Origin of the sequence: Marinibactrum halimedae, assembly GCF_021234875.1 — a bacterium.
In the GTDB taxonomy this organism is placed as follows: Bacteria; Pseudomonadota; Gammaproteobacteria; order Pseudomonadales; family Cellvibrionaceae; genus Marinibactrum; species Marinibactrum halimedae.
Genome location: NZ_JAJQVM010000041.1, coordinates 1 through 20,474, shown reverse-complemented (window position 1 = coordinate 20,474; position 20,474 = coordinate 1). Strand labels below are relative to the sequence as shown.

The 20,474-nt window shown below is 43.9% G+C and carries 15 protein-coding genes; 10 read left to right on the top strand and 5 right to left on the bottom strand.

The window, feature by feature from the left end:
• The first annotated feature begins 69 nt into the window (after positions 1–69).
• Positions 70–522 (top strand): methylglyoxal synthase, encoded by a 453-nt coding sequence (locus LU351_RS18190; protein ID WP_232595525.1) that lies wholly within the window; start codon positions 70–72, stop codon positions 520–522.
• Between the two features lie 20 nt (positions 523–542).
• Here LU351_RS18190 and LU351_RS18185 read toward each other — a convergent pair whose 3' ends face one another.
• A complete protein-coding gene (locus LU351_RS18185; RefSeq protein WP_232595524.1) occupies positions 543–1,184 on the bottom strand; it encodes a class I SAM-dependent methyltransferase in 642 nt (213 codons plus the stop codon).
• 384 nt (positions 1,185–1,568) lie between these two features.
• Between LU351_RS18185 and recQ the strand changes: the two genes are divergently transcribed.
• From recQ to LU351_RS18170, 3 genes are all read left to right on the top strand, one after another.
• On the top strand, positions 1,569–3,368 hold the full coding sequence (gene recQ / locus LU351_RS18180) for a DNA helicase RecQ (protein ID WP_232595523.1): 1,800 nt from the start codon (positions 1,569–1,571) through the stop codon (positions 3,366–3,368).
• A 413-nt stretch (positions 3,369–3,781) separates the two neighbouring features.
• Positions 3,782–5,482, top strand: coding sequence for a diguanylate cyclase domain-containing protein (locus tag LU351_RS18175; protein WP_232595522.1), 1,701 nt, complete (start codon positions 3,782–3,784; stop codon positions 5,480–5,482).
• 335 nt (positions 5,483–5,817) lie between these two features.
• The gene (locus LU351_RS18170; protein ID WP_232595521.1) at positions 5,818–7,800 is read left to right on the top strand and encodes a hypothetical protein; all 1,983 of its coding nucleotides are present in this window, start codon (positions 5,818–5,820) and stop codon (positions 7,798–7,800) included.
• Positions 7,801–7,975: 175 nt separating this feature from the next.
• Here LU351_RS18170 and LU351_RS18165 read toward each other — a convergent pair whose 3' ends face one another.
• From LU351_RS18165 to fadB, 3 genes are all read right to left on the bottom strand, one after another.
• Entirely contained in the window at positions 7,976–8,341 is a 366-nt protein-coding gene (locus LU351_RS18165; RefSeq protein WP_232595520.1) for an MmcQ/YjbR family DNA-binding protein, read from the bottom strand.
• 121 nt (positions 8,342–8,462) lie between these two features.
• Positions 8,463–9,638 carry an acetyl-CoA C-acyltransferase FadA gene (gene fadA, locus LU351_RS18160; RefSeq protein ID WP_232595519.1) on the bottom strand — a complete coding sequence of 392 codons (1,176 nt, stop codon included), beginning with the start codon at positions 9,636–9,638 and terminating at the stop codon, positions 8,463–8,465.
• Positions 9,639–9,702: 64 nt separating this feature from the next.
• Positions 9,703–11,853 (bottom strand): fatty acid oxidation complex subunit alpha FadB, encoded by a 2,151-nt coding sequence (fadB, locus tag LU351_RS18155; RefSeq protein WP_232595518.1) that lies wholly within the window; start codon positions 11,851–11,853, stop codon positions 9,703–9,705.
• Between the two features lie 943 nt (positions 11,854–12,796).
• On the opposite strand from fadB, the gene LU351_RS18150 reads away from it, so the two are divergent.
• Positions 12,797–13,609: a substrate-binding periplasmic protein gene (locus tag LU351_RS18150; protein ID WP_232595517.1), complete on the top strand. Its 813-nt coding sequence runs from the start codon at positions 12,797–12,799 to the stop codon at positions 13,607–13,609.
• Positions 13,610–13,763: 154 nt separating this feature from the next.
• Positions 13,764–14,096: a DUF3392 domain-containing protein gene (locus LU351_RS18145; RefSeq protein WP_232595516.1), complete on the top strand. Its 333-nt coding sequence runs from the start codon at positions 13,764–13,766 to the stop codon at positions 14,094–14,096.
• A 186-nt stretch (positions 14,097–14,282) separates the two neighbouring features.
• On the opposite strand, the gene LU351_RS18140 is transcribed toward LU351_RS18145, so the two are convergent.
• The gene (locus LU351_RS18140; RefSeq protein ID WP_232595515.1) at positions 14,283–15,884 is read right to left on the bottom strand and encodes a methyl-accepting chemotaxis protein; all 1,602 of its coding nucleotides are present in this window, start codon (positions 15,882–15,884) and stop codon (positions 14,283–14,285) included.
• 253 nt (positions 15,885–16,137) lie between these two features.
• On the opposite strand from LU351_RS18140, the gene gltX reads away from it, so the two are divergent.
• The 4 genes from gltX to LU351_RS18120 all read left to right on the top strand — a co-directional run bounded on the left by gltX (position 16,138) and on the right by LU351_RS18120 (position 20,281).
• Positions 16,138–17,637: a glutamate--tRNA ligase gene (gene gltX, locus LU351_RS18135; protein WP_232595514.1), complete on the top strand. Its 1,500-nt coding sequence runs from the start codon at positions 16,138–16,140 to the stop codon at positions 17,635–17,637.
• Positions 17,638–17,898: 261 nt separating this feature from the next.
• Positions 17,899–18,354 (top strand): hypothetical protein, encoded by a 456-nt coding sequence (locus LU351_RS18130; protein WP_232595513.1) that lies wholly within the window; start codon positions 17,899–17,901, stop codon positions 18,352–18,354.
• Between the two features lie 342 nt (positions 18,355–18,696).
• On the top strand, positions 18,697–19,029 hold the full coding sequence (locus tag LU351_RS18125; RefSeq protein WP_232595512.1) for a hypothetical protein: 333 nt from the start codon (positions 18,697–18,699) through the stop codon (positions 19,027–19,029).
• A gap of 280 nt (positions 19,030–19,309) precedes the next feature.
• Complete coding sequence (locus tag LU351_RS18120) at positions 19,310–20,281, top strand: hypothetical protein (protein WP_232595511.1); 972 nt, start codon at positions 19,310–19,312, stop codon at positions 20,279–20,281.
• Positions 20,282–20,474: the final 193 nt, after the last annotated feature.

Here is a 20,474-nt window from a genome sequence, read left to right as displayed (position 1 = left end):
AAGAATCATCGCCAAGAACGACGACCAAAATAACAAAAAAGCAGGTAAGACTATGAAGCAGGTAACACCATGAAATACACCCACGCGGAAGTCCCTACGAAAAAACGCATCGCGCTTGTTGCCCATGACAATAAAAAGCAAGAATTGATCGAGTGGGCCTGCGCGCACCCCCTTCTGAAAAATCATACGCTGTTTGCAACCGGCTCCACCGGAACATTGCTGGAACGCGCTTTGGATTACCCGATTGAAAAATTCTTATCCGGCCCACTGGGTGGCGACCAACAAATCGGAGCCAACATCGCCACAGGCGGAATCGATGTTTTGATTTTTTTCTGGGACCCTTTCGAACCCATGCCTCATGACCCTGATGTGAAGGCCTTATTGCGGATTGCGTCTGTATGGAACGTACCAGTGGCCTGCAACGTGACCACTGCTAATTATTTGATTAGCTCGCCTCTCATCAACGAAAGCTACTCACGAGAAATACCGGATTACCAAAATTACATGTCTGGACGAGTATAGAGATGTTAAGGGGCAACCTTTTATTTTCGAATCACCATTAAATAACCGGCAGCGGTTTTGGGGTCATCCACCCGCCAAGGCACCAACTCTGCGCCAAACTTCTTTTTACAACGCTTGGCCAAACGCAGAAAGGGTGGTCGACCTGGGTCGGCAACAATGATATAGGGCACGCCCTCTTCGACGGCCTTTTTAATCATTTTATACAACGGCTCCACCAGATTGTCCCAAAAACAGATATCGCCTCCCGCAATAAAATCCTGTTTCGCCAACGTCTTTCGTTTTAGCTTTTGGTACTTCTCTTGTTTGGTTTTCACTTTTACCTGATTCATCGCCGCGTGAACCCGCAAATAAGGAAATACCCAGCGATCTGCATCCACCGCTGTCACTTTCGCGTTATAAGTTTTCGCACAGTACACACTTAGCATTCCCCATCCACAACCGATGTCCATAACCTTAGCGCCGTCATCTATGGGGTAGTGTTTTAAGTAATCCATAATCAAAAAACTGGAAGACCAAACTCGATGGCCATGAATGGATGGCGGAGGCAAACGCTTGCGTAGCTTTCGTAGTGCAGGATTCTTTTTACGCATGACATACACACCACGCACCTTTTTTATGCCATGTTTGATGCCGTAGGCTTTCGTTTGCTGTGAAACAGACAACGTATCTTTCTCCTATTTGATTTCTATGGTTCCTACTACCTATGATTCCCATTACTTTCCATGAATAATGCTTTATCTCGGTCAGTAATACCCTATCGCTGCTATCAATTATGATTAATATCAATACTCGTTACATCAATACCTTATCATTATTCCATTTTAAGATTGATCCTCTATGTTGTTTTTCTTTTTTTTTGTTTTTCTTCTCCGTCCACTCTGGGAGTCTTTGAGTGTGCAATCAATTCACTACCGACATTTCATAACCGACAATTCACAACCGACGATTCAGATACCAACTATGCGTAAATCGCACCATAACCTCGACGAGCTTCAAAATCGTCGGTATCCTCTCGTCCTTTGCCACTGACCTCTGATTCTAGGTTCATGATTGAACACGCTCTGCACCTGTTACAACACACATACGGCTACTCGCACTTTCGCGGGCAACAACAAGATATTATTGACAACGCGCTTCATGGTAATGACAGTTTGGTGTTGATGCCTACTGGCGGTGGCAAATCTTTATGCTATCAAATCCCGGCGTTAGTGAGGCCGGGATTGGGTATTGTGGTATCCCCTTTAATTGCCCTCATGCAAGACCAGGTATCCGCCCTGCGACAACTGGGCATCGCCGGTGCTTTTTTAAACTCCACCCTAAGTGCAGAAGAAAAGCGCCACCTCGCCCAAGACCTCTATCAAGGCAATGTGGATATTCTGTATATTGCCCCAGAACGGCTGGTCCAACCCCATACATTACAATGGCTGCAACAGTTTCCTATCTCACTGATCGCCATTGATGAAGCACACTGTGTAGCACAATGGGGGCACGATTTTCGTGCGGACTACCTAGAGTTACACCAGCTTTCCACGGCATTTCCCGGCGTGCCACTAATGGCCTTAACGGCGACCGCAACAGAAACCACGCAACAGGAAATCGCACAACGTCTTGCCCTGCGCCAGCCGTCTGTTTTTCTCTCCAGCTTTGACCGCCCCAATATTCATTACAGCGTGCAACCTAAAAACGATGCCCGCAAACAACTGATTAAATTTCTGGCTCAACATAAAAAAGAGTCCGGCATAGTCTATTGCCTCTCTCGAAAAAAAGTCGAAAGCACAGCCAAATGGTTATCCGAAAAAGGCGTGAAAGCCCTACCCTATCATGCAGGCCTACCGGTGAATTTGCGTGCTCACCATTTAGAGCGATTCCTTAAAGAAGACGCCATTGTCATGGTGGCAACCATTGCCTTTGGCATGGGCATCGACAAACCCGACGTACGCTTTGTCTGCCATTTAGATCTTCCCAAAAGTATGGAAGCCTATTACCAAGAAACAGGCCGCGCCGGTCGGGACGGAGAGCCCGCGCACGCCTGGATGGTCTATGGGCTTAATGATGTGGTCCAATTAAAACAAATGGTGGAGCAGAGTGAGGCCAATGAACAACACAAGCAAAACGAACGCATCAAGCTTGACGCGCTCTTGGGGTGGTGTGAGGTTACCCACTGCCGACGGTCAGCCCTGCTCGCCTATTTTGGTGAAACACTTCCAAAGGCCTGTGGCAACTGCGACACCTGCTCTACCCCTCCACCCACCTGGGATGCCACCGTTGCTGCACAAAAGTTACTGAGCTGTATTTATCGCACCGGGCAACGCTTCGGTTCAACGTATGTGATCGATGTACTAAGAGGGAAAACCAGCGAACGTACAGAATCTCTCAAACACCACGAACTCAGCACCTTCGGTATTGGGAAAGACCTCAATGAAAATCAATGGCGCAGTATTTTGCGACAACTGATGGTACTGGGCTACGTCAGTGCCGACGCAGAACGATATGGCGCTTTGGTGTTGCAAGAAAAGGCTCGCCCTCTTCTCAGAGGTATGGAAACCCTCTCTCTACGCCAAGACCTGGAAGAAAAACTGACCAAAGCCGCCTCAGGCACGGCAAGAGTCTCTTGGAGCGATAGACAACTTTGGGAAGCTTTACGCACGGAGCGCAAACGGCTTGCACAGGAGCATGAAGTGCCGCCATATCAAATTTTCCACGATGCGGTACTGATGCAGATGATGGAAAACCGGCCTCAATCCAAAATTGATATGCTGCAAATCAGCGGCATAGGCGATAAAAAATATGAACGATACGGAGAAGCTTTTTTAGGCGTCGTAAGGCAATTTGCTGTATCGCCCTAAATTCTTCAAATCACCACTATACTAACAGTAACAGAGAAACCAACAGTAACAGAGAAACCAACTATTACCGAGAAACCAACAGCAACAGAGAAACCAATACTAACCTAAATACCAACAATCAATCGGATACAAATTCGCGCCATCTATATTATTATTAACGCCATTTTTGCCAACTGTATCGCCTAGAATGAGTGAGTTGATATCACCCTTCTTTTATTGAAAACAATTTAGTCTACACTGTAGCTCTGTCTGTACAATACCAACACAACGCACTGAACGGCTCTAAGCAATACGGAAAGCGGCAACCTCTTTTGTGGTTTTATTTTAATGTTGAAGTTACCACCTAGAGTGTTACCCCTACCTCAACCATCACTTAGAATATTTTCATTATCCATAAACGAAATTCTTAATCCATGACCGAAACCAGCATCCGCTTGCGCATTATTCTTGCCCTAATTGTGGCAACAATGGTTTTCTTTATCGGGGAGCTCATTGTACGCAAAACACTGCATGAGCCAGAATTACAAGCACTGCAAACGCAGCTTGAAACACAACGAGCCGAACACGTAGTCGCAACATTACACCTTGCAGCCGAACGACTAAGAACCCTCACATACGATTACGCAACTCGTGACTCCACCTATAAATACATTTTTGATCGCAAACTTCGATACATTCGGAAATCCTTCAGCCATCCCTCATTTACCGGCATGGGGGTCAGCGGTTTTCGTTTTTACAATAACGATCAAAAACGTATCTTTGGTTGCGATTTCCCCATGGCAAGCCCAATCTCTGAACAAGATTGCCAAGCAAAACTCAAGATTCGTTTTGCCGGCCCCATATTAAATAGCCTTGTGACCAACGAAGACTTTCAACATCCACACCACAGCTACAGCGGCGTCGCCTTAGTTCGCGGCGCCAATGAACCTATTTTAGTGTCCATCGCCGCCATTAATAACAGCCTGCACGACCAATCGGCGAATGGTTATTTATTATTTTGGCAATCGTTAACTTCTTTCCCAGAATGGATAAACGCCGGGCTGAGACATTTGAATCACACCCCATCAGAACCTGCACTGCCATCTATCACCCTATTACCTTTAAATGAAACGGAAGTAAATTCTTTATTAACACTAACACCCGCTAACACATTGGCTTATCACGCAACCTGGTTTCCTCAAACCACAGAAACGCCGGACACTATAAAAAATACCCATCCCGTTTCAACAGCCTCGCATACCTATATTGATGGCCAAATATGGGTGCCGTTTAATGATGTCTTCCAGCAACCTCTGTTTGCCTTACAACTTCCCAGCCCCCGCCCAACCTACCTCAATACTTTTTGGTCAATGACCACCTTTGCCACACTGCTGGCAGGGTTCGTTGCTTTTGGGGTCTGCTATCGCGTGCTCCTACAATGGGTGATTACCCCTATTGAAACAACCGCCTCACAAATTAACCACATTGCCAAAAATAATGTATTTCAACGCACCATTAAACACACAGAAAGCAGAGACGTATTTTTGCTCGTGCGTGCCTTTAATCGCTTATTGGAACATGTCAATCTGCAACAACAAGAACTAGAGCAACTGAATCAATTAATCGCACAACAAGCCCGACGTGACCACCTTACTCAAATTGCCAACCGTCGCCGAGTTGAACAACACAGTAAAGGCGCATGGGAAAAGTGCGTGCAAGATCAAGAGTCCATGAGCCTCTGCATGATCACCTGTGATTACTTCAAGCACTACAACGAGCATTATGGACACCAAAGTGGTGATCAAATTTTGGTTCAAATTGGACAGCTACTGAAAAACAGCTCGGAAACACTGCCAAATACATTGGTTGGTCGCTATGGCGGAGAAGAATTTATTGTAGTAAACACACACGCTTCACTCGAAGACATTCGCAACCTTGCCCATACGTTGCAGGAAAAACTGATTGAACACAATATTGCCCATGCGGTTTCTCCTCACGGAAGAATTACATTAAGCATGGGGATTGCCCATGTTCAGCCCAACAGCAAGAGTTCCGTTGAAGAATTGTTTCAGCTGGCCGAACAAGCACTGCACCGAGCGAAAACACAAGGTCGTAATCAAATTGTAGAGGCGTAAATTTTTCAGACATTTCTGATTTGCAACAACTCGGATACCATCACTCAGACCCAAAATCATAGTCACCCACAGCACATTTTCACTGAAAAATTCGCTCCTAAGGCTTAAAAAAACGTGCCTGCTCTACGACATTAGATTTTTTCCCTATGACAAAAAACAGTACGTCGATGGTATTATCAAGCAACCACTAATACGCCATTATTTGCTTTGAATTAATTTAATTCCTTCGACACATGATATGATCACATTGCTTTGATGCAAATAAAGATGCTGACATTTCCACTAGCATATAGAAAAGTAGTCATAACAAAAGTAGTCATAACAAGGATCGATTTATGAAACTCGTCAAAAAAAGCAATTGGCTTTACACAACCACTTTACTCATATCCCTCTCTACATTCGCTAATGAACCCGCCTCAACAATTCAATCGTCTCAATTTAATTCTCTATCCAGCCACTCTACAAGTTCCAGCAATACAAGTTCCAGCAATATTAATATTGATCAAGACGGTGATTATCTAATTGATATTTCAACACTGGAACAACTCGATTGGGTAAGAAACAACCTTGATGGTACAAGCTTAGTCACACACACCGGTGAAGAATTTTTTTGCAGTGACAATTATGACCCTTGCGAAGGGTATGAGCTGACAAACAACTTGTCTTTCGATACTAATAATGATGGTCTCATTAATGAAGAAGACGACTATTTTGATATGGATGGAGACCAATCCAACAAAGGTTGGCGCCCCATAGGAACTTCAACGTCAGGGTTGGCAACAAAATTCTATGGTAATGGTTATAGAATTCAAGGCTTCTACATTAATCGTCCAGAAGAATCTTATTTAGGGTTGTTTGCCCGTATAGAAGCACAAGAAAATCAACCATCATCCTCCAGTGAAGTACGTCGCCTTACGATAGAAACTGCCCCGCAGGGTGTCACTGGAAAAGACCACGTAGGCATTATTGCCGGCAATGCTTATATTGCAGACAATGGAAATCTATTTATTGGGTACAATCGTGCTATAGGTATCATTAACGGCAATAATTATATTGGAGGTATGGTAGGCAGTATCTCAACGGTTAGTGACGAAGAGTTTACCTATGGCGGCCAGGTTACCTTTGCAAGAAATTACTCAGAACTATCAATATCCGCCAATGATTACATCGGTGGCTTAGTCGGCGCTTTAGTAGATACTCCCTATCAAGCTATTCACGAGAATACTTATCGCTTTAGAAACAATACTTCTGAAGTGACAATGAGTGGCAACCTGAATCTAGGCGGTATTATTGGTCGAGCTTTGGTTGAATCTGAAAGCTTTAGAATTACAGAGAATCATGCCACTGTTGATATCACTGGCGCTAGATCTGCCGGCGGCATTATTGGCTTTTTTGGCTGCTATGAAGAAACACCATGCCTTCTAAGTGATTTAACTGCTGAAGGTTTTATCGATAAAGCCTCTTCAGCAGGAGGAATTATTGGCTCATTCGTTGGGAATGGCAACAGTTCACTTACCTACAGTAACGCCAATATCAATATTAAAGGCGAAAACAACTTAGGAGGATTAGTCGGCTATTTAAGTGTTCACGACTTCTATTTTTCCTCAAATGATAGTGATGCCCTATCTGTAAATAACAGTTACACCACAGGATTTGTCTCTGGCAAGAATAATATTGGGGGGCTTATAGGCACTGCTTCTACCTCAGAGTATGATTTTATTGATAATAATCTTGAAATATCAAAAGTTTTCTCTACCGCTAAAGTGATTGGTCAACAAGCCGTTGGAGGGCTAATTGGTCATGCGAACAGCTACAGCGAAAATGATGGTGCAGGCAGAATACCGACTATTACTAACGCATATACTTCTGGATTGGTAAGGGGAGAAAGATATGTGGGAGGGCTAGTCGGTATAGCGTCCGTCAATTCATATGCCACTGATTTCTACAATACCGCTAGAATTACCAATAGCTACTCATTAGCGAATGTCGTAGCGACGACAAACCGCATTGATACCATTGGCAAATTTGTCGGATCGATGAAGGTAAACTTTAGTACAAGTGGTAATTATTATCAGACTGATGTGGGTAATTTTAATGACGTTGGTGAGCGCATTAATGATTTCCCATTTTGGCCCGATGAACTCTCAGGGCACCTTACAACACAACTTCGCTGCCCAGAAAGTGCTGACAATACTACCTGTTCTAGCAGTACGTTATTTGAGGGTTGGGATGAATCTGTTTGGGACTTTGGGAATAGTACGCAATTTCCCGGATTAATCATTAATGGGGAAATACGTCGTCCCTACTTACGACAATAACCATTAGCGGCAGAACAATTTTTTTACAAAAAAATCGGGCATTGAGCAGATTATTCGGCTCAATGCCCCTATCGGCTGCACCCCAAATTAGTGGGTGAATTTATAGGCGTAATAACAGACAGGCATTATCGCCTTTTTGGATAGGCTACTAAGAGAACCCTTAAATGAGAAAAATTTAAGGTTGATTCAATCCCAGCTCTTTTTGTTTTTTCTTGGTCAACCCTAAAGACACAATCCGGTGAGATTCCGTCAAGTAATAGATAAGGTCATCTTCCACTCTACATTCAGGGTCGTATTGTTGAATCCATTTCATCCCGCGAGAAGCAAGGTACGGAGCAGGCCGATAACCCGGCTCATCTTTTAAAATTTCGTAGTTCAATTCGGAAGCTTTGAAAGTAAAAGCAGGGCCAGTATTCTTGTCCCAACCACCAATCGCAAAGACTTTACCACCGACTTTCCACACATGAGCATCACCCCACTGCATTACGTAGGTAGTGGCTGGCAACCTTTTACAGAAAGCATTGAACTCTTCGTAGTTCATTATGAATAACTCACACTGATTTTATCGAAAACCACGCTATTTTTTACAAAAGATTTTGGCACAAAAAAAGGAGGCTTTCGCCTCCTTACTAAATATAAACCATTAAAACGCAGTTAAAAAATTAAACGCGCTCAATAACGGTGGTAATACCTTGACCTAAACCCACACACATGGTGGAAACACCCAAGGTACCTTCACGCTGACGCATTACGTTTAATAATGTGCCCGTAATACGTGCGCCAGAACAACCGAATGGATGACCTAACGCAATGGCGCCGCCGTGTAGATTCACTTTCTCGTCCATTTTATCCAATAAGTGAAGGTCTTTTAGAACCGGCAATGCCTGTGCGGCAAAGGCTTCGTTTAATTCAAAGTAATCGATATCTTCAACAGATAAACCCGCACGCTTTAACGCTTTTTGCGTTGAAGGCACTGGGCCGTAACCCATAATAGAAGGGTCAACACCCGCTACCGCCATCGCACGGATTTTCGCTAACGGCTGAATACCTAATGCTTGCGCACGCTCAGCAGACATGACGATCATTGCAGAAGCGCCATCAGTGATTTGTGAAGACGTACCCGCCGTCACTGTGCCACCTTTCGGATTAAACACGGGGCGCAATTGCGACAAACCTTCAACGGTGGTTTCTGGACGGATCGTCTCATCAACGCTACACAGCTGTTTGAAGCCTTCTGCATCATGCCCTTCAATAGCAATGATTTCGTCTTTAAAACGGCCATCTTGAGTGGCTTGATGCGCTAAGCGATGTGAACGCGCCCCAAACTCGTCTTGTTGCTCACGGGTGATACCGTGGAACATACTGAGGAATTCTGCGGTCATGCCCATCATACCCGCCGCTTTCGCCGCGTGCTTAGACAAACGCGGGTTAGGATCAACCCCATGGTCCATCGGCAAGTGGCCCATGTGCTCTACACCACCCACAACAAACACATCACCGTTGTTGGTCATGATGGCTTGCGCCGCAGTGTGAAGCGCAGACATGGAAGAACCACACAAACGACTCACGGTTTGGCCCGCCGCTTCGTGAGGAATCACGGTCATTAATGACATCATACGAGCGATGTTCCAGCCTTGCTCTTTGGTTTGGTTTACACACCCCCAAATCACATCTTCCACTTCGGCTGGGTTTACATTTGGGTTACGGGCAAACAACCCATTAACCAAGTCGGCAGACATGTCTTCAGCACGAGTATTGCGGAACATTCCACCCTTTGAACGGCCCATGGCGGTACGCCCAAAATCTACGATTACGGCATCTCTTGGATTCAAGCTCATTGTATTTTCTCCTGAATTCTATATTGGCTTTGCTTTATGCGATTCATTGAATGACAGGCATTCATTACGCATAAAAGCGCTCGCCATTGGCTGCCATTTCACGCAGCTTGTCGGTGGCTTTGAATAGGTTGCCTAACTCTGCGTATTTGTCAGCCTTCGCCACAAATTCAGCAACACCCATATCGTCGATGTAACGCATTGGTCCACCACGGAATGGAGGGAAACCCAGGCCGTAAATTAATGCCATATCCACATCGGTCGCGCTGTCGGCAATACCTTCTTCCAAACAACGAACCGCCTCTAAACAGAACGCCACCATTAAGCGATCGACGATCTCTTCTTCTGAGAAATCTTTAGGCTCTGCAACCACAGGCTTCAATAACTCGACGGCATCTGGATCGGTTTTCTTCTTCGGCTTACCTTTTTTGTCCAGCTCATATTTGTAATAGCCTTTGCCGTTTTTCTGGCCAAGACGATTATTTTCAAACATCACGTGGTTGGCGGATTTGTAATCGTAGCCCATACGGTCTGGGAAGCCTTCGGCCATCACATCGGCGCCATGAACGCCAGTATCAATGCCCACCACATCACACAAGTACGCCGGGCCCATTGGCCAACCGAAGTTTTCCATGATCTTATCGACTTTGACGAAATCGGCGCCATCACGAAGAAGCTGCATGAACGCACCCATGTAAGGGAATAAAATACGGTTTACCAAGAACCCTGGGCAGTCACGCACCACCACCGGCTTTTTGCCCATTGCCAAGGCATAATTAACCGTTTTGGCAACAGCTTCGTCAGACGTTTTTGCACCGCGAATCACTTCTACCAACGGCATTTTGTGCACAGGGTTGAAGAAGTGCATACCAAGGAAGTTTTCAGGGCGCTTAAGCGGTTCAGCTAGGTGATCAATAGAGATGGTGGAAGTATTAGAGGTAAGAATAGTGTCTTCAGAAATTTTGTCTTCGGCTTCAGACAAGACCGCATGTTTCACTTTCGGGTTTTCAACAACCGCTTCTACGACCAAGTCGACTTTATCGAAATCACCGTAACTCAAGCTAGGGGTAATGCTGTTGAGAATATTGGCCATTTTTTCTGCTGAAATACGGCCACGAGATTGCAACTTGCTCAACAATTTAGACGCTTCATTCAAACCCAAATCAATACCGGCTTGATTGATGTCTTTCATGATAATGGGCGTGCCTTTGTAGGCCGATTGATAGGCAATGCCACCACCCATAATACCCGCACCCAATACCGCCGCTTGCTCTACTGCACTGGCATCACTGGAAACGGTTTTGGCCTTTTTCATTAACGCTTGATCACTTAAGAACAAGTTAATAAGGTGACGAGACACATCGGTTTTTGCCAATTTTACAAAGCCATACGCTTCGCTTTTTAAGGCTTCATCACGGCTTTCTTTTGCCGCTTTCTGCATGCTTTTCACCGCCGTAACCGGTGCGGGGTAATGCTTGCCCGCTTGACCTGCGATGTAGGCCTTGGAAGTTTCAAACACCATTAGAGCTTCGGTATCATTCAGCTTTAACGGGCCTTTTTTCTCTTCACGGCGCGCTTGCCAATCGAAGTCACCGGCAATCGCTTTATTCACAAGATCCAGCGCTGCTTCGCGTACTTTATCAGCAGAAACAACCGCATCTACTGCACCGACTTTTAATGCTTCTTCGGTACGCGCTTCTTTACCTGCTGCGATCCACTCAATGGCGTTATCCGCACCAATAATGCGAGGTAAACGTACAGTGCCACCAAAGCCTGGCATGATGCCCAATTTCACTTCGGGCAGACCGATTTTTACACCCTCCGCCAATACGCGGTAATCGGTACACAACGCCATTTCTAAACCACCACCCAGTGCTACACCATTAATAGCAGTCGCACTTGGGAAAGGAAGGTCTTCAATCACATTAAAGATATTGGTGTTAACGTCCTCAACACTCTTGGCAATTTCTTCTTCGGAGCGTGAAAAGCCAGCACCGAATTCGGTAATGTCAGCGCCAACAATAAAACAGTCTTTAGCACTGGTCACCAACAAACCTTTTACATCGCTTGACTTGCTCAAGGTTTGACCAACTTCTCTTAGCTCTTCCAGTGTGGCCTGGTTGAATTTATTAACAGACTCGCCTTGCAGATCAAACTGGAGCTCTGCGACACCGTTGTCGAGCAGAGTGACCTTGATCGAATTTCCCGAATAGATCATGGGTTGGCCTCATTTTTGTTTGTTATAAAATAAGTGTTAAATAAGTACGGTAATGTCACCGAACCAATATGTGCGTTTTGATTGTCGATCATGAATCAATGTATTTGATACGGTTTAACTTCAAATAATCAGTCAGTTCCAGAAAACAGACAATAAGTCCCCATGGCCTATGAGTATTTATTGAAAATGTACGCTGTTACTGCATCAATACACTTCTTCAAAATCCGTATCCTTAGATTAGGCATTCCCAATAAAGCAACAATGGCAAATACGATCAATTGGTCTAACAAATCCCGGCAGCCCTTTCTCTACGTACAGTAATCACCGATCAACCGAGTAATGAATACGCAAAAAAGGACAACCCCTATACTTGAGGATGACCAATAACGAAGTGAGCGACCATCGATACTGCTAACCCTCTGTTTTAAGGCGAGATGTGTTTAATTTGACGACAAGAATACTTAAAGAGCTTAGCAGTAATTATCTTCCCTCACCGCACCAAACACGACCACCCTGATCAAAATTCGCCCACAAAAATCTTATTCAATACAGAGGCAATGAGAAAGGCACATTGATGGTGGAAAAAGCGTCGATCTTATTTATCGTTAAGATTGACTATGGCAACGAATTATAGAGCAAATGTCGCTTATTATTATTTTTATATACAATAGAGTAATGAAGCGACAGAAATGGGATAAACTGGAAAAATGATGACCAACACAATAAGACGCTCAGCCATAACGACAAATGATTTCAAATATAATTAGTCGGCGGACGAGCTTCCCAGATTTGAGCATAAACTGGGCATATAACCAAAGGCATCAAAGAGCACAGTCGCACCATGCATGCTTTAATGGCAATACCTGATAATGCCAAATACCATGAAACTCATTTTGGTTATTCAGAGCAATAATGCGGAACTGCTGATTTATCAAGGAGCACAATGAATTCCACTCAGTTTTGGTACGGATTGAGCAGCATTGTATTGGCTATTACAGTTATCATAGGCATTTATAACGGTGTAAACCCACCTCAGGCCTCTAGTCTAGAACAGAAGCCAACAAGCTCTAAAGAGTCGGTTGTTATTCACAAAACATTGGTATTTCCCCCTTATTGGGAGTTAGAAGGTGGTCAGGTAACCGGTCTTCATGCGAAATTAACCAGACGAATTTATCAACAAGCTGGTTTAAATGTTCGGTTTCAAATACTCCCTTATGAAAGAATTATTCGAAATATCACAGCCAAAGACACAGCCATTATTTCTTATGGCGATAGCCCTGAAACCAACAACTTACTGTATTTCCCCGTACCCAGTACCAATGTCGCCCTTCACATTTATTCGCTCAAACCCAACCCACCTACCGATGTTGAACAATTAAAAGGCGCTACCATCGTTGTTCAGCGTAGTTTCCCATTGGCAGACTTTGTGGATATTTTGGACAACCCAAATTACAACGTCGTAAAACTCGATACGGTGGCACAAACTTTAAAGTTTTTCCTCAGCGGCCGTGCGGATTATTTGATTATACTGGCCGCCCCAATTGAAAAGGCGATACAAAAATTAAACGTGGATAAAAACCTGATTTATACCCAGCAATTACAAAAATTGGATGGCTACCCTATTGCCGTCCCCATTTCACATCCGAGGGCTTTGGAACTCCATCAACGTATCCAGGTGGCTTATCAACAACTCCAACAACAGGGTGTTATTGGCTATCGCGACGATGAAATGTTGTTAACCGAAGACTTTGACTAACACTCTGATATAAAACGTCTCACTATAAAACAACACCATAGTTATTTGTTTTGATTATTGAGTCACACTTGCCCACAATAACTTATCCGTCGATTAAGACGATTAATGGTTAATCTGAAAACAACCCTAAGTGTACAAACTGGGCGACTCCTCTATGAACACTATTTTGTATTACCTTTCTAAAGTAGGACAAGCGTTCTATCCATGGAGCAGCGAAATTGCCATGGCTTTTTTAGCCTGCTTGTTGGTTCTACTGGGTAGCGACATCAATCGATTTATCCGCAAACAACTGGCCAATAGCCACTTTATTTTAAGAACAAGTGTTTTTATTTTGATCAACGCTTTTGGTTATGGTGCTTTTCTGATTGCCACTGCACCATGGCTTGCCCGACTCATTCGAGCAACCCCTGCACATTGGCTATGTTTAACAGTGATAATTGGTTTTATCGCCCTGGGAATGTGGGCAGAAAAAAAGCGTTATGCATAGAAACACTCTCTATGAATAGGCTGTTATTTATCGACAGACTACTAATTATTCACACACTACTAATTATTCACAGACTACTAATTCTCGACAGCCTGTTAATTATCGACAAACTACTAATGAACCAATATGAACAGACCCATTTTCGATCGATATTGAGGATGATGGCTCATCCCCAGTGCTCAAAGCTCAAACAGTAAACTGGCGTGCAGACTGCTCCAATGTATGAGCAAGACCATCCACTGTGTCAGCCTCACTACGTGTTTCACAACTACTGCTGGCCACAGAGGATGTGGCCTTTTCCATCGTACTAAGGCTCTCGTTCATTGCGGTTGTATTGCGTTTATTAGAGCTCGCGAGTTCGGCTAAATCCGTACACGACTGACTCAATGCACTAATGGTCTCTTCGATTGCCCCCAATGCCACTACCGTTGATTGAGCAAAGCTCACCGACTCATTAGCTTTTGACTTATTATCCTCCATCGACGTAGCCGTTCGAGCAATAGAGTCGACAATCGTCGCTAAAATATCGTTAATTTCATTGGTGGATTCTTGGGTACGCAGCGCCAATGCACGTACTTCATCTGCCACCACCGCAAAACCACGCCCCGACTCCCCGGCCCGAGCTGCCTCAATCGCGGCATTCAACGCTAATAAATTGGTCTGTTCGGAAATCTCAGCAATGGTTTTCACAACCGACGCAACACGATCGCCTGCGACTTTTAACGTGTTCAACATTTCAGCGGAAGAATCCAGATCCGAAGAAAGCTGAGCAATACTGTCTGCCGTTTTTTGAACATCACGTGCTCCGGTTTTTACCTGGTCTGCGCCTATTTTTGCCGCTTCTGCCGCCGCAAGCGAGCGATCCACATTGGATGCAGTATTCGATTCCAGCAAGTTAATGGCTTCCATTAAGGTGCCCATGTGTTGGCCCAAAGAGGAAACCTGATCATCCACTTGTGATGCAGAGCTTTTCAACCGGTTCGCAGAAGTGAGTAACACCGTCGCAGATGAAATGGTCTCTTCACTACCGCCCTTAAAAGCGGATAGTAATTTGTTCAGGCTATCAGCCATTGTTCCCACCTCATCCACCGAAGACACACTCACCGGCTTAGAAAGGTCTTTATGCAAGGCAATACTGTCCAACTGCTGGTTCAATGAAGACACGGGTAACACAATACCAAAACGTGCGAAATAATAAGAAAATCCGGTGATGCTCAACACCAAGGCCAGTGCGATCAAAATCCATACACGCACTTCCACCAACTCATTGCCCACCGCTGCTGATACCGCTTGTGCCTGTTTATTTACAAGAGCCTCTGCTTGAGTCAATGCCTCCTCTAACTCAATTAACACATTATTGATGCGACCAAGCTCTGACCGAGCCTCATCCCAATCAACAAAATCCGCAGACATGATTTTCTCCAACGCTTTGACCTGACGTAATACCGAATCCAAGGCCAACCGCAATCTCTGTTGCATAGGTTGATCCAACATGGTCAGCGCAGACACTGAATCAGTTAACTCTTTGGTTTGCACTTGAAAACGCTGAGAAAAATCGGATTGGTTCAGAGTGGTGCCATAAAGCGCATACGCATCAATATGGATTTTATTGGCTGTGTGTTTAATGCCTTCAATTTGATGCAATGCTGGCAAGGAGACTTCTACAAAAGTCATATTTTCTTGTTTTATACGTGCCGTTTTTTCATACAATATCCACGTTGCAATCAGTACAACCACCGAAATCAGCGCAAACCCAAACATCACTTTTTGGCTAATTGAACGAAACACCCTTCCCCCTTAACCGTCATCATTTATGTTGTCTATTCAAAAATCATTCAACCCCAAACTCGAGACTCTGATTTAGTCTTCTTATCGGCGGAAAAAAGCATCTCTGAAGTGGTAACCTATCCATTACTCATTCTCATTTTACCTTAGCCTAATCCCTACTCCCTATTACAACAACGTCGTATAATCCGCAGTGTATTGCAAGGCAATCATTAAGCCTGGCTAAGTTCGTAAACCTTTAAGGAATCTATTTTTCATGACCGTTCGCACGCGCATTGCCCCATCACCTACTGGCGACCCGCACGTTGGTACTGCCTATATTGCCTTATTCAACCTCTGTTTTGCCAAACAGCATGGTGGTGAATTCATCTTGCGTATTGAAGATACCGACCAAACACGGTCAACGCCCGAATCTGAGCAAGCCATTCTCGACAGCCTTCGCTGGTTAGGCATAGAGTGGACAGAAGGGCCAGATATTGGTGGCAACAAAGGCCCCTATCGTCAAAGCGAGCGAAAAGACATTTATGCCCAATACGCTCAAGAACTCATCGAAAAGGGGCACGCCTTTTACTGTTATCGCACTCCAGAAGAATTAGACGAATTACGAGAAGCCCGACGCGCTGCTGGAGGATTTGCTGCCTTAAAACCCAGCGAATTGAAATTACCTGAGGATGAAGTTGAACGCCGTAAAGCAGCTGGCATGCCCTGTGTTATTCGCATGAATGTGCCAGAAGGCGAAGGCCCCTGCCCTATTAATGACATGTTACGTGGCACAATTGAGTTGGATTGGGGACAAGTTGACGCCCAAATATTACTCAAATCCGATGGCATGCCCACCTACCATCTGGCCAATGTCGTAGACGATCATTTAATGGACATTACACACGTATTACGCGGTGAAGAATGGATAAACTCAGCCCCCAAACATAAATTACTATATGAATATTTCGGTTGGGAAATGCCACAGCTTTGTCATTTACCTTTACTGAGAAATCCAGATAAGTCCAAATTAAGCAAGCGCAAAAATCCCACAAGCATTTTATTTTATCAACGCATGGGTTATTTACCCGAAGCACTGGTAAACTACTTGGGTCGTATGGGGTGGTCTATGCCCGATGAACGTGAAAAATTCAGCTTAGCAGACATGGTGGCTAATTTTGATGTCCAACGCGTTTCTCTCGGCGGCCCTATTTTTGATGTAGAAAAACTAAACTGGCTGAACAGCCTTTGGATACGTGAAGATCTTTCAACCGAACAACTCGCCAAACGATTACATGACTGGCTTTTAAATGAAGACAGCTTATTAAAAGTCATACCTCATGCACAAAAGCGCATGAATACATTGAGTGATTTTATTCCTCTTTCTGGGTTTCTCGCCTCGGGTTATTTACCAATTACTCAAGAAAGTTTTTCTGAAAGCAAATTGGATGAAGACAATCTGAAAAAAGTGCTTCAATTTTCATTATGGAAGTTGGAAGCTTTACGTACTTGGGAAAGAGATGAAATTTTCTCCACATTAAAATCTCTGGCCGATAACATGGAGATTAAAATTAAAGACTTTCTTGCACCAATGTTTATTGCCGTTTCTGGCACAACCGCTTCATTTTCCGTGATGGATTCTATGGAATTACTCGGCCCAGATATGACCCGCGCACGCCTTCGCCACGCATTGAACACTGTGGCTGGAGAGATCGGAAAAAAACAATTGAAAAAATTAGAGAAAGAATTTTCCTGTCTCACTGAAAGAAACCATTAATACAATAAATCATACCACTAGACATAAATTTCAACATCGATCCATTTAAAGGAGCAAATCAGCTCCTTTTTTTATTCCTATCGATTGTAGGATTTTCTCTCAGCTATTCAGAGTTATTATCTTATAAAGATATATACGCCTTTTTTAAAAACTTCAATGACAAGATAAATTTCAAGCATTATTTTTGATCACTTTGGCGATATACTGACCGCGCTGTTTCTAGGCAATATAACTCATTTTAAACGCCATTGAGGAATCGTCATGTTATTAAAAAAAATTGCATTTGCTTTTGCTGTCCTTCCCTTTTTATTTTCATTTGAAGCTTATGCTCAGTCAGACCGATCCACATACTCTGCAAGTACGCGAGGCACCTCCGTCACTATTCCAGAGCAAAGGGTAAGAGAACTGTGTGGAGACATTGATGGGTGTGCAGTAAGAATTGCTATGTATAATTGGGATGGATTAAGACGCACTGCCTCTAGAGACACCATTCTCTACTATAACTCTTCCAATGGAAATTGGAGAGATCTTCAAGGAGATACTCAAGGGACGACCGGTAATAGTGGTACTCAGCATATTATTCAAGCATGGGGGTGTTATTTTACGGATGGTCGCTATAGAAATTGGTCGAACTTAGGTGACACATCAAAAGATTTTGCTGTACTCGCGTGGGATCAGTATTCTGGACAAACTTGTCGAGTGACTTTAATTGACTAAAGCATGACAATAAATTAAATCAAATTATTATTCACGTTCACGTAAAGAAAAATTCTTTACGTGAACTCAGAGATTTTTCTTATCCCCATGACAACAAAAAAAATAATATTATCCACCACAACATTCTTTGTCTTGATAAGCTTTTTCATTAACCATATATTAATAGAGTCTTCCAATAGCCAATATACAATTAACATTGAGGGTCCAGAAAAGCACTCTGATTTAAGCCTTCCAATCAACTCTTTTTCACCTGCTCATACACTGATACAAAAGCAAGAACACGTAAAAAGTGCTGAACCCTCACAAAATAGTGCAGCTGCCTCAATGACTCAGGGAGAGTTCATGGACTTAGAAGACACATTACTAGAAATTGAAACATGGGATGCCACCCATCATCCCATGGAAGTCACTGATGAAAACTACGACATGCCTAGCAACGGTCCATTCTCAGATCAAGTAAACTTATTAAACATTGAGGACGACTGTGTTGAAAACTGTGCGATTGCACTCAATGAGCTCGCCCCCTCGGAAGGTCGTTACGCGGATCAAATCAATCAATCTAGGATTACAGAGCAAGCAATTATTGAAGGCTTCCACAACCCTGAAAATAATCACTACATTCCCTTAACCAGTAAAAGCGCCACCCCTCCTCAAGAAGGACCATACCAACCTTAAAAGCTATACATAAATCATATATATACTCTAAAAACATTTAATTTATTAACGCATTCTTTGAAGAGTCCTAAAAAAAGAAATGGATTTTTCTGCACTTTAATGCTGCAATGTATACGTTTACATTGCGTTGTGGTGACTCATTTTGACTGCAATAGTCAAGCCTTCGGAATAACCCCTGCATTATTATTCTATTAAAAAGCCACCGTAATCCCTCGCGATGAAAACCTTTGTTCATAACGTTTTGATAATTAGAACAGTTAACCTATTAGGGATTCCCAATATGAACTTAACAATGAAACATATTAATGTGCTTTTCCAAGTCACTCTACTTACCCTCTTAAGTCATTGGGCAAACGCACAAAATTGCCCCTCCAGCCACCCTTATGCCTGCGGCGGAAACTGTTACGTTGATGCAAACCAAGCGGCCAGTGGAGGCTGTCAGAACGGCGGTGGTAATAACGGCGGTGGTAATAACGGTGGCGGTAATAACGGTGGCGGTAATAACGGCGGCGGTAATAACGGCGGCGGTAATAACAGTGGTTGTTCTAGCGATACCAACCCAACTGGTTTAATGAGTACGGTGAGTGGTCAACGTAATGCCAATACTCAAAACTGGTGCGACACCAATTGCATTACTTACCTTGCCAATAATACCGCCTGTGTCAACAAAGATAACAAGATCGTCACTACAGGCTTAGTCTGCAGTGACCCCGACAATGCCATCGAAGCCATTAAAGACATTGAATATAATTTATGTATTAATATTGACGATAATTTCATTTCAGCTGCCGGTTACCAAGCTTTTAATACCAATCAAATTCCAGGTATTAATCCGTACATGACCAAAGCCGATGCCGCTATTTATTTTAATGCACTACTCGGTTCACCAAGAGGAACCGAATTAGCCAATCTCTTAGATGCCAATAATGACGGTATGCTCAATCGAAATGAAGCCTCTCAAGTAAAAGGCAGCGATCCGTCACAAACATTAAATACCGGGTTTGGTTGCGGTTTATCTACAGACGATGTGCTCGCCTATCTAGGCCTATATATGGGTGACGCAGCCATTGACAAATACGCAGGCGATTTAGATCAGTCGGTTAAAGACAACATGCTAAAATTTACCCGAAGCTGGCAGCCTGGCGTCACTGCCCAAGACTGCCAATATCGTGGAGGTTGCAGCGGAAATTCTTCAGCCAGTAATATCTCTATGTGCGGACGCAGAATACCCAATAGAGATCTTGCCAATTAGTTCGCCATTCATTCTCCTCTTTAGAATTAAGTCGCTCACACCGGTTACCAAGCTGGTGTGAGAAACGTAAACGCCAAACCAACAACCTCCTACAACCCCACCTTCCAAACCAATAACCTACAGTCTCCACCCAAAGGAGACTACCATGCCAAAATACCGCCGTTACAACTGGCCTCACCTCTTGTCAGAATTC

Bases quoted from the DNA above. Each gene is read 5' to 3' on its own strand.
- LU351_RS18175 (WP_232595522.1), top strand. From the start codon at position 3,782: ATGACCGAAACCAGCATCCGCTTGCGCATTATTCTTGCCCTAATTGTG.
- LU351_RS18120 (WP_232595511.1), top strand. From the start codon at position 19,310: ATGAACTTAACAATGAAACATATTAATGTGCTTTTCCAAGTCACTCTA.
- recQ (WP_232595523.1), top strand. From the start codon at position 1,569: ATGATTGAACACGCTCTGCACCTGTTACAACACACATACGGCTACTCG.
- LU351_RS18170 (WP_232595521.1), top strand. From the start codon at position 5,818: ATGAAACTCGTCAAAAAAAGCAATTGGCTTTACACAACCACTTTACTC.
- LU351_RS18190 (WP_232595525.1), top strand. From the start codon at position 70: ATGAAATACACCCACGCGGAAGTCCCTACGAAAAAACGCATCGCGCTT.
- LU351_RS18150 (WP_232595517.1), top strand. From the start codon at position 12,797: ATGAATTCCACTCAGTTTTGGTACGGATTGAGCAGCATTGTATTGGCT.
- LU351_RS18125 (WP_232595512.1), top strand. From the start codon at position 18,697: ATGGACTTAGAAGACACATTACTAGAAATTGAAACATGGGATGCCACC.
- LU351_RS18165 (WP_232595520.1), bottom strand. From the start codon at position 8,341: ATGAACTACGAAGAGTTCAATGCTTTCTGTAAAAGGTTGCCAGCCACT.
- fadB (WP_232595518.1), bottom strand. From the start codon at position 11,853: ATGATCTATTCGGGAAATTCGATCAAGGTCACTCTGCTCGACAACGGT.
- LU351_RS18145 (WP_232595516.1), top strand. From the start codon at position 13,764: ATGAACACTATTTTGTATTACCTTTCTAAAGTAGGACAAGCGTTCTAT.
- fadA (WP_232595519.1), bottom strand. From the start codon at position 9,638: ATGAGCTTGAATCCAAGAGATGCCGTAATCGTAGATTTTGGGCGTACC.
- LU351_RS18130 (WP_232595513.1), top strand. From the start codon at position 17,899: ATGTTATTAAAAAAAATTGCATTTGCTTTTGCTGTCCTTCCCTTTTTA.
- gltX (WP_232595514.1), top strand. From the start codon at position 16,138: ATGACCGTTCGCACGCGCATTGCCCCATCACCTACTGGCGACCCGCAC.